General features: G+C 71.8%; 10 protein-coding genes. 8 read left to right on the top strand and 2 right to left on the bottom strand.

Features of this window, described 5'->3' with window-relative positions:
• Positions 1 to 78 precede the first annotated feature (78 nt).
• Both ACFV6I_RS17495 and ACFV6I_RS17490 read right to left on the bottom strand, forming a co-directional pair.
• Positions 79 to 732 carry an MBL fold metallo-hydrolase gene (locus tag ACFV6I_RS17495; RefSeq protein ID WP_063349499.1) on the bottom strand — a complete coding sequence of 218 codons (654 nt, stop codon included), beginning with the start codon at positions 730 to 732 and terminating at the stop codon, positions 79 to 81.
• A gap of 48 nt (positions 733 to 780) precedes the next feature.
• The gene (locus ACFV6I_RS17490) at positions 781 to 1,515 is read right to left on the bottom strand and encodes a maleylpyruvate isomerase family mycothiol-dependent enzyme (protein ID WP_063349500.1); all 735 of its coding nucleotides are present in this window, start codon (positions 1,513 to 1,515) and stop codon (positions 781 to 783) included.
• A 268-nt stretch (positions 1,516 to 1,783) separates the two neighbouring features.
• Here ACFV6I_RS17490 and uvrA point away from each other — a divergent pair, with 268 nt between their 5' ends.
• From uvrA to pgk, 8 genes are all read left to right on the top strand, one after another.
• Positions 1,784 to 4,693 (top strand): excinuclease ABC subunit UvrA, encoded by a 2,910-nt coding sequence (uvrA, locus tag ACFV6I_RS17485; RefSeq protein WP_063349501.1) that lies wholly within the window; start codon positions 1,784 to 1,786, stop codon positions 4,691 to 4,693.
• A gap of 111 nt (positions 4,694 to 4,804) precedes the next feature.
• A complete protein-coding gene (locus ACFV6I_RS17480) occupies positions 4,805 to 5,257 on the top strand; it encodes a Rieske (2Fe-2S) protein (RefSeq protein WP_380426131.1) in 453 nt (150 codons plus the stop codon).
• Between the two features lie 96 nt (positions 5,258 to 5,353).
• The gene (gene uvrC / locus ACFV6I_RS17475) at positions 5,354 to 7,432 is read left to right on the top strand and encodes an excinuclease ABC subunit UvrC (RefSeq protein WP_380375183.1); all 2,079 of its coding nucleotides are present in this window, start codon (positions 5,354 to 5,356) and stop codon (positions 7,430 to 7,432) included.
• Positions 7,433 to 7,550: 118 nt separating this feature from the next.
• The gene (gene rapZ / locus ACFV6I_RS17470) at positions 7,551 to 8,435 is read left to right on the top strand and encodes an RNase adapter RapZ (RefSeq protein WP_380343832.1); all 885 of its coding nucleotides are present in this window, start codon (positions 7,551 to 7,553) and stop codon (positions 8,433 to 8,435) included.
• A 63-nt stretch (positions 8,436 to 8,498) separates the two neighbouring features.
• Positions 8,499 to 9,596, top strand: a complete 1,098-nt coding sequence (yvcK, locus tag ACFV6I_RS17465) for a uridine diphosphate-N-acetylglucosamine-binding protein YvcK (RefSeq protein WP_079136331.1) — start codon at positions 8,499 to 8,501, stop codon at positions 9,594 to 9,596.
• Positions 9,587 to 10,567 carry a DNA-binding protein WhiA gene (gene whiA / locus ACFV6I_RS17460; protein ID WP_063349505.1) on the top strand — a complete coding sequence of 327 codons (981 nt, stop codon included), beginning with the start codon at positions 9,587 to 9,589 and terminating at the stop codon, positions 10,565 to 10,567. Before yvcK ends, whiA begins: the two co-directional genes overlap by 10 nt.
• A 297-nt stretch (positions 10,568 to 10,864) precedes the next feature.
• Positions 10,865 to 11,872: a type I glyceraldehyde-3-phosphate dehydrogenase gene (gene gap / locus ACFV6I_RS17455; RefSeq protein ID WP_063349506.1), complete on the top strand. Its 1,008-nt coding sequence runs from the start codon at positions 10,865 to 10,867 to the stop codon at positions 11,870 to 11,872.
• Between the two features lie 49 nt (positions 11,873 to 11,921).
• On the top strand, positions 11,922 to 12,182 hold a 261-nt coding region (pgk, locus tag ACFV6I_RS17450; RefSeq protein WP_380426136.1), incomplete at its 3' end, for a phosphoglycerate kinase.

Here is a 12,182-nt window from a genome sequence, read left to right as displayed (position 1 = left end):
GGGTCGCGGGGGCCTCGTCGTGCCCGGGGCCCGGGGCCCGGTGCCCGGGGCCCGGTGCCCGGTGCCCGGAGGCCGAGGTCACCAGCCGCGCTCGCGCCACTCGTCGAGGTGGGGGCGCTCGGCGCCGAGGGTGGTGTCGCTGCCGTGGCCGGGGTAGACCCAGGCCTCGTCCGGCAGGACGTCGAAGATCTTCGCGTTGACGTCCCGGAAGAGGCTCGTGAAAGCCTCCGCATCGCCCCAGGTGTTGCCGACGCCGCCGGGGAAGAGGCAGTCGCCGGTGAAGACGTGCGGGTGGCCCTGCGGGTCGTCGTAGATCAGCACGATCGCGCCCGGGGTGTGCCCGACCAGGTGCCGGACGGTGAGTTCCACGTCGCCGACCCGCAGCTTGTCGCCGTCCGCGAGCAGCAGCTCGGTGGGCACGTCGACGCCCTCGGCGTCGTGCGCGCCGGCGGCGGTGCGAGCCCCCGTCACGGCGACCACCTCGGCGAGCGCGGCCCAGTGGTCGTGGTGCCGGTGGGTGGTGACGACGGTGGCGAGCTCGTCACCGACGGTCTCCAGCAGCACCGGGGCGTCGGCGGCCGCGTCGATCAGCAGCTGCTCGTCGGTGGCCCGGCAGCGCAGCAGGTAGGCGTTGTTGTCGTACGGGCCGACGGCCACCTTGGTGATGATCAGGTGCGCCAGCTCCCGCACGTCCGGCGGCCCGCCGACCTTGACCGCTCCGTGGTACGTCATGCGTCCGCTCCTCGTCCGGTGAAGGGGTTCAGGATCATCTTCGCGCCGTCAGCCCAGCGGGGGAAGCTGGGGGAGGGCGGTGTCGGGGGTGGTCCGCAGGCCGGCGCCGTCGGAGCGGCCGGAGAGCCAGGCGAGCAGGGAGCGGAGGGGGCCCTGGACGGTGAGGACGGGCTCGCCGGTGCCGATCAGTCCGATGTCCCCGGTGTCCTCGGCGACCAGCTCGACGCCGGGCAGGGCGGTGCCGTGCAGCTTGTTGGCGATCTTGTGGAACTCGGTGACGGCGAAGACCTCCGGCCAGTGCGCGGGGGTGTGACCGGCGTCCAGGTCGACGTGGTGGTACTCGACCTCGGCGAGGCGCTTCCACGGGAGGTCGTGGGCGGGGAAGACGTAGCCGGTGCGGTGGCGGACCTCGACCGTCCAGGCTTCGGCGGGCAGCAGCGCGGCGGCCGCGGCGAAGCGCTCGCGGGAGTCGCGCAGGTCGGCGAGCTGGACGTCCACCGGGCGGGGCGCGCCCTCCTCGATCTGCCGGTCGCGGGCCTCGGTGCTGGCGTACTGCGGGATGTCGGTGCCGGTGCGGGCGCCGTCCAGCAGGTTGACCAGGGAGTCGGCGTTGCGGGCGAGGTGGGCCAGCACGTGACCGCGGGTCCAGCCGGGCAGGGCGGAGGGCTCGGCGACGGCCTCGGGCTTCAGCTCGGCGACGGTGTGCAGCAGGTGCCGGGTGCTCTCCTCGACCAGGGCCAGGTACTGCGCGGCGGCCTCGGCGGCGGTCTGCGGGTCGGTCATCGGATCGGCCTTCTGTGGGAGACGGCGCGTTGCCCGCGGGGGGCTCCGCTCGTTGACCAGCTGACGTTATCGCCGAATCCGACCGCTGAGCAGGGCCTTTTTCGGTCCGGGTACGGAGGGTTCGAGGGGCGCTCTCACTCGTTCGGGTGGACTCCGCTGGACACGGTCGATATTCGAACGTCTGAGCTAGTAGGCTGGCTGCCGCATCCTGGAAGAAGCACACATCTCCCCGCAAGTCCTCTCGCCCCGGAGAAAGGCGCCAGAAGCAGTGGCCGACCGCCTCATCGTCCGCGGTGCTCGCGAGCACAACCTCAAGAACGTCTCGCTCGACCTGCCCCGCGACTCCCTCATCGTCTTCACGGGCCTCTCCGGCTCCGGCAAGTCCTCGCTCGCCTTCGACACGATCTTCGCCGAGGGCCAGCGCCGCTACGTCGAGTCGCTGTCCTCCTACGCCCGCCAGTTCCTCGGGCAGATGGACAAGCCCGATGTGGACTTCATCGAAGGTCTCTCCCCGGCCGTCTCGATCGATCAGAAGTCCACCAACCGCAACCCCCGTTCGACCGTCGGCACGATCACCGAGGTCTACGACTACCTGCGCCTGCTGTTCGCCCGGATCGGCAAGCCGCACTGCCCGCACTGCGGCCGCCCGATCGCCAAGCAGTCGCCGCAGGCGATCGTCGACAAGGTGCTGGAGCTCGCCGAGGGCACCCGGTTCCAGGTGCTCAGCCCGGTGGTGCGCGAGCGCAAGGGCGAGTTCGTCGACCTCTTCGCCGACCTCCAGTCCAAGGGCTACTCGCGCGCCCGGGTGGACGGCGGGACGATCCAGCTCGCCGAGCCGCCGAAGCTCAAGAAGCAGGAGAAGCACACCGTCGAGGTGGTCATCGACCGCCTGACCGTCAAGGAGAGCGCCAAGCGTCGGCTCACCGACTCGGTGGAGACGGCCCTGCGGCTGTCCGGCGGCATGGTCGTGCTCGACTTCGTCGACCTCGCGGAGGACGACCCGGAGCGCGAGCGGATGTACTCCGAGCACCTCTACTGCCCGTACGACGACGTGTCGTTCGAGGAGCTGGAGCCGCGCTCGTTCTCCTTCAACTCGCCGTTCGGCGCCTGCCCGGACTGCTCGGGCCTGGGCAACCGGATGGAGGTCGACCCGGAGCTGGTCATCCCGGACCCGGAGCGCTCGCTGGAGGAGGGCGCGATCCACCCGTGGTCGGCGGGCCACGCCAAGGAGTACTTCCAGCGCCTGATCGACGCGCTCGCCGGGGAGCTGGGCTTCCGCACCGACATCCCGTGGGCCGGGTTGCCGGCCCGCGCCAAGAAGGCGCTGCTGTACGGGCACAAGCACCAGGTGCAGGTCAGCTACCGCAACCGCTTCGGGCGCGAGCGCTCGTACAGCACCGGCTTCGAGGGCGCCGTCCCGTTCATCCAGCGCCGGCACACCGAGGCGGAGAGCGACAGCAGCCGCGAGCGCTTCGAGGGCTACATGCGCGAGGTGCCCTGCCCGACGTGCGAGGGCACCCGGCTCAAGCCGGTGGTGCTCGCGGTCACCGTCGAGGAGAAGTCGATCGCCGACGTCTCGGCGATGTCGATCAGCGACTGCGCCGAGTTCCTGGGCGCGATGAAGCTGAACGACCGGGACAAGCAGATCGCCGAGCGCGTCCTCAAGGAGGTCAACGAGCGGCTGCGCTTCCTGGTCGACGTCGGCCTGGACTACCTCTCGCTGAACCGCGCGGCCGGCACCCTGTCCGGCGGCGAGGCCCAGCGCATCCGGCTGGCCACCCAGATCGGCTCCGGCCTGGTCGGCGTGCTGTACGTGCTGGACGAGCCGTCCATCGGCCTGCACCAGCGGGACAACCACCGGCTGATCGAGACGCTGGTGCGGCTGCGCGACATCGGCAACACGCTGATCGTGGTCGAGCACGACGAGGACACCATCAAGACGGCGGACTGGGTGGTCGACATCGGCCCGGGCGCCGGCGAGCACGGCGGCAAGGTGGTGCACTCCGGCTCGTTGAAGGGGCTGCTGTCCAACAAGGAGTCGCTGACCGGCCAGTACCTCTCCGGCAAGCGGTCCATCCCGATCCCGGCGGGCCGCCGCGACCGGGACAAGAAGCGCCAGCTGACCGTCCACGGCGCCCGCGAGCACAACCTCAAGGACGTCACGGTCGGCTTCCCGCTCGGCACCTTCACCGCGATCACCGGCGTCTCCGGCTCCGGCAAGTCGACGCTGGTCAACGACATCCTCTACACCCACCTCGCCCGGGAGCTGAACGGCGCCCGCAGCGTGCCCGGCCGGCACACCCGGATCACCGGCACCGACCTGGTGGACAAGGTGGTGCACGTCGACCAGTCGCCGATCGGGCGCACCCCGCGCTCCAACCCGGCCACCTACACCGGGGTGTTCGACCACGTGCGCCGGCTCTTCGCGGAGACGCAGGAGGCGAAGGTCCGCGGCTACCTGCCCGGCCGGTTCTCCTTCAACGTCAAGGGCGGCCGCTGCGAGAACTGCTCGGGCGACGGCACCATCAAGATCGAGATGAACTTCCTGCCGGACGTCTACGTGCCGTGCGAGGTCTGCCACGGCGCCCGGTACAACCGGGAGACGCTGGAGGTCCACTACAAGGGCAAGTCCATCTCCGAGGTGCTGGACATGCCGATCGAGGAGGCGCTGGCCTTCTTCGAGGCCGTCCCGGCGATCGCCCGGCACCTCAGGACGCTCAACGACGTCGGCCTCGGCTACGTCCGGCTCGGCCAGTCCGCGCCGACGCTGTCCGGCGGCGAGGCGCAGCGCGTCAAGCTCGCCTCCGAGCTGCAGAAGCGCTCCACCGGGCGGACGGTCTACGTGCTGGACGAGCCCACCACCGGCCTGCACTTCGAGGACATCAGCAAGCTGATCAAGGTGCTCAGCGGGCTGGTGGAGAAGGGCAACACGGTGATCGTCATCGAGCACAACCTCGATGTGATCAAGACCGCCGACTGGGTCGTCGACATGGGCCCCGAGGGCGGTTCCGGCGGCGGCATGGTGGTCGCCGAGGGCACCCCGGAGCAGATCGCCGCCGTCCCGGAGAGCCACACCGGCAAGTTCCTCCGGGACATCCTTCCGGGCGAGTTCGCGGACGCCCCGGTCGCCCCGGTGAAGAAGGCGCCGCGCAAGCGGGCCGCCGCGGCGAAGAAGTAGCGAAGAGGGAGCAGCGCCCCGCTCCGCCGCCCCACCCCGGGGGGCGGCGGAGCGGGTGCCGCATAGACTTCCGTGGTCCCTCGTAGGAAGCCGAACCGCAGGAGCGCACCGATGTCAGAGGTCCCCGAGACCAGCCCCGCCACCTCCCGCCGCACCGTGCTCTGCGGCGCCGCCGCCGTACTGGCGGCCGGCGGCACCGTGGCGATCGCCGGCTGCGGTCCCTCCTCGGGTTCCTCGGGCTCCTCCGGCGCCGGCAGCGCGGCCAAGACCCCGGTGGACCTCGGCCCGGCCTCGGAGGTGCCGGAGGGCGGCGGCAAGGTCTTCCGCAACCAGAAGATCGTCGTGACCCAGCCGACCGCGGGGGAGTACAAGGCCTTCAGCGCCGTCTGCACCCACGCCGGCTGCGTCGTCGACCAGGTGAAGAGCCAGCAGATCCAGTGCCCCTGCCACGGCAGCCGGTTCGCCATCGCCGACGGCGCCGTCCAGGACGGCCCGGCCCCCAGGCCGCTGCCCGCCTACGCCGTCACGGTCGACGGCGGGAACCTCAAGGTGACCCCGAGCTGAAGCAGTTGATCTCCACCCAGTCGATCTCGGCCCAGCCGGTCCCCGCCCGGTTGATCTCCCCTTCGCGGCCCCGGCTCCACTCGGTACGGTGGACCCATGGCTGACCCGAGCACCTACCGCCCGGCGCCGGGCGCGATCCCGACCTCACCGGGCGTCTACAAGTTCCGTGACGCCCACGGGCGGGTCATCTACGTCGGCAAGGCCAAGAGCCTGCGGCCGCGCCTGTCGTCCTACTTCCAGGACCTGGCCGGCCTGCACCCGCGCACCGCGACCATGGTCACCACCGCGGCCTCGGTGGAGTGGACGGTGGTGGCCACCGAGGTCGAGGCGCTCCAGCTGGAGTACTCCTGGATCAAGGAGTTCGACCCGCGGTTCAACGTCAAGTACCGCGACGACAAGAGCTATCCGGAACTCGCCGTCACCCTCAACGAGGAGTACCCGCGGGTCCAGGTGATGCGCGGGGCGCACAAGAAGGGCGTGCGCTACTTCGGCCCGTACGGGCACGCCTGGGCGATCCGCGAGACGGTCGACCTGCTGCTGCGTGTCTTCCCCGTCCGCACCTGCTCCAACGGCGTGTTCAAGCGCGCCCGGCAGGTCGGCCGGCCCTGCCTGCTCGGCTACATCGGCAAGTGCGCCGCGCCCTGCGTCGGCAAGGTCTCGCCGGAGGAACACCGGGCGCTGGCCGAGGACTTCTGCGACTTCATGGCCGGGCGCACGGGCAACTACCTGCGCCGGCTGGAAGAGCAGATGCGGGAGGCCGCCGAGGAGATGGAGTACGAGAAGGCGGCCCGGCTGCGGGACGACATCGGCGCCCTCAAGCGCGCGATGGAGAAGAACGCCATCGTGCTCGCCGACGCCACCGACGCCGACCTGCTGGCCGTCGCCGAGGACGAACTGGAGGCTGCTGTCCAGATCTTCCACGTCCGCGGCGGCCGGGTGCGCGGCCAGCGCGGCTGGGTCACCGACAAGGTCGAGGACGTCGACACCGCCGGCCTGGTCGAGCACGCCCTCCAGCAGCTCTACGGCGGCGCCGGCCCGGACGAGCGCAACGAGACCGTCCCGCGCGAGGTGCTCGTCCCCGCGCTGCCCGAGCCGTCCGGTCCGGTCCGGGACTGGCTGAGCGGCCTGCGCGGCAGCCAGGTCGACCTGCGGATCCCGCAACGCGGCGACAAGAAGGACCTGATGGCCACCGTGCAGCGCAACGCCCAGCAGGCGCTGGCACTGCACAAGACCAAGCGCGCCTCCGACCTCACCACCCGCAGCCGCGCCCTGCAGGAGATCGCCGACGCGCTGGAGCTGGACTCGGTGCCGCTGCGCATCGAGTGCTTCGACATCTCCCACCTCCAGGGCGAGGACGTGGTCGCCTCGATGGTCGTCTTCGAGGACGGCCTGGCCCGCAAGAGCGAGTACCGGCGCTTCCAGATCAAGGGCTTCGAGGGCCAGGACGACGTCCGCTCGATGCACGAGGTGATCGGCCGGCGCTTCCGCCGCTACCTCCAGGAACGCGAGCAGACCGGCGAGTGGGTCGTCCCCGAGGCCGACGACCCGGGCGCCGCCGCCGACGGCACCGGGGCCCCGGCCGGCCCGATCGACCCGGAGACGGGTCGCCCGCGCCGCTTCGCCTACCCGCCCCAACTGCTGGTCGTGGACGGCGGCCAGCCGCAGGTCGCCGCCGCCAAGCGCGCCCTGGACGAACTCGGCATCGACGACGTCGCGCTGTGCGGCCTGGCCAAGCGGCTGGAGGAGGTCTGGCTGCCCGGCGAGGACGACCCGGTCGTGCTGCCGCGCTCCAGCGAGGGCCTCTACCTGCTCCAGCGGGTCCGCGACGAGGCCCACCGCTTCGCGATCACCTACCAGCGCAGCAAGCGTTCCAAGCGACTCACCGCCGGGGAACTGGACTCCGTCCCGGGCCTCGGCGAGACTCGCCGCCAGGCGCTGCTCAAGCACTTCGGCTCGCTGAAGAGGCTCCGGGCCGCCACCGTCGACGAACTCTGCGCCGTACCCGGCATCGGACGCCGCACGGCGGAGACTGTTGCGGCGGCGTTGTCCTCCCGTACACCCGTCGCACCAGCGGTGAACACCGCCACCGGCGAGATCATCGAGGACGGGGCCGAACCGGCCGCCGAGCCGGTGGCCGCAGCATCCCAGACCGCACCATCCCAGGAGACGCCATGACGGCCGACGCCGACCGTCAGACGACGCGCCCAGCCCCCGCCCGCCTGTCCGGGCAGGGGAAGGGTGGTCGCGCCGTGCGCGTTCTCCCCAGCAGAAAGACCGAGAGCGGGGAACCGAAGTGACCGTGTCAGACGTGGCCGAGAACGCGCCGGAGCTGGTGATCATCTCCGGCATGTCCGGAGCCGGCCGCTCCACCGCCGCGAAGTGCCTGGAGGACCTGGGCTGGTTCGTGGTGGACAACCTGCCACCGGCCCTGATCCCGACCATGGTCGACCTGGGCGCCCGCTCCCAGGGCAACGTCGCCCGGATCGGCGTGGTCGTGGACGTCCGGGGCCGCCAGTTCTTCGACGACCTGCTCACCTCCCTCGACGAGTTGGAGAAGCGCGGCGTCCGGCTCAGCGTGGTCTTCCTGGACTCCTCCGACGACGCGTTGGTCCGCCGCTTCGAGAGCGTGCGCCGCCCGCACCCGCTGCAGGCCGACGGCCGGATCGTCGACGGCATCGCCCAGGAGCGCGACCTGCTGCGCGACCTGCGCGGCGAGGCCGACCTGGTGATCGACACCTCCAACCTCAACGTGCACCAGCTGCGCGCCAAGCTGGACGCCCAGTTCGCCGACCACGACGAGCCCGAGCTGCGCGCCACCGTGATGTCCTTCGGCTTCAAGTACGGCCTGCCGGTCGACGCCGACCTGGTGGTGGACTGCCGCTTCCTGCCCAACCCGCACTGGGTGCCCGAGCTGCGCGCCCGTACCGGCACCGACGCGGACGTCGCCGACTACGTGTTCCAGCAGCCCGGCGCCAACGAGTTCCTGGACGGCTACGCCGATCTCCTGCGCATCATCACCGAGGGGTACCGCCGCGAGGGGAAGCGCTACATGACGCTTGCCGTAGGCTGCACCGGTGGCAAGCACCGCAGCGTCGCGATGTCCGAGCGCCTGACCAAGCGTCTCATCGCCGACGGAGTGGAGACGGTGCTCGTCCACCGTGACATGGGACGGGAGTGACCGCCGCCTCCTAGCCGGGCCGCCGGCGGGGCCGGTGGCCGCGGCGAGGAACGCGAGGTGAGTGTGGCGGGATATGTGCCCGGGCGGCAGCCGCAGAACAGGAGTGCCGACCGGGCGGGTGGCCCGGCCCGGCCGCCGGTCCCGAGCCGGCCGCGCAGCAGCCCCGCCCGGGCCAACCCGGCCCCCCGGATCACCGCGCTCGGCGGCGGCCAGGGCCTGTCCGCCTCGCTCTCCGCGCTGCGCCGGCTCACCAGCGACCTGACCGCCGTGGTCACCGTCGCCGACGACGGCGGCTCCAGCGGCCGGCTCCGCACCGAGCTGGGCGTGCTGCCCCCCGGCGACCTGCGCAAGGCGCTGGCCGCGCTGTGCGGGGACGACGACTGGGGGCGCACCTGGTCCGAGGTGATCCAGCAGCGCTTCACCGGCACCGGTGAGCTGGGCGGCCACGCGGTCGGCAACCTGCTGATCGTCGCGCTCTGGGAGAAGCTCGGCGACCCGGTGGCCGCCCTGGACTGGGTCGGCCGGCTGCTGAACGTCCAGGGCCGGGTGCTGCCGATGTCGGCGGTGCCGCTGGACATCGAGGCGACCGTGCGCGGCCACGACCCGGAGCGCCCCGGCGAGCTGTCGGCCGTCCGCGGCCAGGCCGACGTCGCGGTCACGCCCGGCACCGTGCAGTCGATCCGGCTGCTGCCGGACGGGCCGCCGGCCGTCCCGGAGGCGGTCACCGCCGTCCGGGAGGCGGACTGGGTGGTGCTCGGGCCCGGCTCCTGGTTCACCAGCGTGCTGCCGCACCTGCTGGTGCCGGAGCTGGCCAAGGCGCTCACCGAGACCCGCGCCCGCCGCCTGCTCACCCTGAACCTGGCCCCGCAGCCCGGCGAGACCGAGGGCTTCACCCCGCAGCGCCACCTGGAGGTCATCGCCGACCACGCCCCGGGCCTCGCGGTGGATGCGATCCTGGTGGACGAGCGGGCCGTCACCGGCGGCGCCTTCGGCCAGGCGGACCTGGCCGGTCTGGAGAAGGCCGCCGAGCGGATGGGCGCAGCCCTGGTCCTCGGCAGGGTGGCCCGCACCGACGGCACCCCGCGACACGACCCGGAGCTGTTGGCCGCCGCGTACGACCGGATTTTCCGGACACATGGAAGGATCGGGCCATGGCGATGACTCCAGCGGTGAAGGACGAGATCAGCCGGCTCCCGGTCACCAGGGCCTGCTGCCGCAAGGCGGAGGTGTCGGCGATCCTGCGGTTCGCGGGCGGGCTGCACATCGTGAGCGGCCGGATCGTGATCGAGGCGGAGCTGGACACCGGCGCGGCGGCGCGGCGGCTGCGCAAGGACCTGCTGGAGATCTTCGGACACTCCTCCGACCTCGTGGTGATGGCCCCCGGCGGACTGCGGCGCGGCAGCCGCTTCGTCGTCCGGGTGGTCAAGGACGGCGAACTGCTCGCGCGCCAGACCGGCCTCGTGGACGGCCGGGGCCGGCCGATCCGGGGGCTGCCCCCGGCGGTCGTCTCCGGGGCCACCTGCGACGCCGAGGCGGCCTGGCGCGGGGCCTTCCTGGCGCACGGCTCGCTCACCGAGCCGGGCCGCTCCTCCTCGCTGGAGATCACCTGCCCCGGCTCCGAGGCCGCCCTCGCCCTGGTCGGCGCGGCCCGCCGGCTCGGCATCCCGGCCAAGGCCCGTGAGGTGCGCGGCGTGGACCGGGTGGTGATCCGCGACGGCGACGCGATCGGCGCGCTGCTGACCCGGCTCGGCGCGCACGAGTCGGTGCTCGCCTGGGAGGAGCGCCGGATGCGGCGCGAGGTCCGGGCCACCGCCAACCGCCTGGCCAACTTCGACGACGCCAACCTGCGCCGCTCGGCCCGCGCCGCGGTGGCGGCCGGCGCCCGGGTGGCGCGGGCGCTGGAGATCCTCGGCGAGGAGGTGCCCGAGCACCTGGCCGCGGCCGGCCAGCTGCGGATGCAGCACAAGCAGGCCTCGCTGGAGGAGCTGGGCGCGCTCGCCGACCCGCCGCTGACCAAGGACGCGGTGGCCGGCCGGATCCGCCGCCTGCTGGCGATGGCCGACAAGCGGGCCTCCGAGCTCGGCCTGCCGAGCACCGAGGCCAACCTCACCGACGAGATGGCGATGAACTGACCGCACCAAGTGGCTGTTCCGCGGCCGGTGTCCGGATTCCGGGCACCGGCCGCCGCCGTGTCCGGACGGGATACCCGGACGCGCCCGGTGTGCGCAAATTGGTAGAGACCACTGGCCGGGACCAACTGCCCTGACCGCCAAGGACGGTCGGCCTGATTTCGCGCCACGCCAGGTCGTCGCACGTGGCGCGATGTGCCCTCCCAGGCCTGGGAGGGGTAGGGTCATAGGCGGTCGGGGACTTCCCAAATCTCACCCCCGTCGGCTTAGCTCCGGCGTACCTAACGAGGAGATCGGTTCGTGACGATCCGGGTAGGCATCAACGGATTCGGCCGCATCGGCCGCAACTTCTTCCGCGCGGTCAAGGCGCAGGGCGCGGACATCGAGATCGTCGGTGTCAACGACCTCACTGACACGAAGACCCTGGCTCACCTGCTCAAGTACGACACCACCCTGGGCACCTTCCCGGGCGAGGTCTCGCACACCGAGGACAGCATCACCGTCGACGGCAAGACCTTCCAGGTCAGCGCCGAGCGTGACCCCGCCAACCTGCCGTGGGCCGCCCTGGGCGCCGACATCGTCGTCGAGTCCACCGGCATCTTCACCAAGGCCGAGGCCGCGAAGAAGCACCTCGCCGCCGGCGCGAAGAAGGTCATCATCTCGGCGCCCGCGAGCGACGAGGACGTCACCATCGTCCTGGGCGTCAACGAGGACAAGTACGACGCCGCCAACCACTCGATCATCTCCAACGCCTCCTGCACCACCAACTGCGTGGCGCCGATGGCCAAGGTGCTGCACGAGAACTTCGGCATCGTCAAGGGCCTGATGACGACCGTCCACGCGTTCACCAACGACCAGGTGACCCTGGACTTCCCGCACAAGGACCTGCGCCGCGCCCGTGCCGCGTCGCAGAACATCATCCCGACCTCGACCGGTGCCGCCAAGGCGACCGCCCTGGTCCTGCCGGAGCTGAAGGGCAAGCTGGACGGCACCTCGCTGCGCGTCCCGGTCCCGACCGGCTCCATCACCGACCTGGTCGTCACCCTGGAGCGCGAGGTGACCAAGGACGAGGTCAACGCCGCCTTCCAGAAGGCCTCGCAGGAGGGCCCGCTCAAGGGCATCCTGACCTACACCGAGGACCCGATCGTCTCCTCGGACATCGTCAACGACCCGGCCTCCTGCATCTTCGACTCCCAGCTCACCATGGTCCAGGGCAACCAGGTCAAGGTGCTCGGCTGGTACGACAACGAGTGGGGCTACTCGAACCGCCTCGTCAACCTGACCTCCCTCGTCGGCGGCCAGCTCTGACGCAGCGGGAGCTGACGTGATGTAGGGGCGAGGGCCCGGCTGGCGCACTGTGCCGACCGGGCCCTCGCTCTGCGCACCAGGACTTTCCCAGGCGGCCCCTGCGCCGTGCCGCCTCTGCGCATCAACCATCTCCCCAGGAGAGCCAATCCCCGTGAAGACCATCGAAGACCTCGACGTCGCCGGCAAGCGCGTGTTCGTCCGTGCCGACCTGAACGTCCCGCTGGACGGCACCACGATCACCGACGACGGCCGGATCCGTGCGCGCGCCCCCCCCAAACCCAAGAACCTCGCGCGGGGCGGCCCGGGGGTG

Origin of the sequence: Kitasatospora sp. NPDC059803, assembly GCF_042732255.1 — a bacterium.
Taxonomy (GTDB): domain Bacteria; phylum Actinomycetota; class Actinomycetes; order Streptomycetales; family Streptomycetaceae; genus Kitasatospora.
The sequence above is the reverse complement of the archived record's forward strand: the minus strand, read 5'-3'. Positions and strand labels throughout refer to the sequence as shown.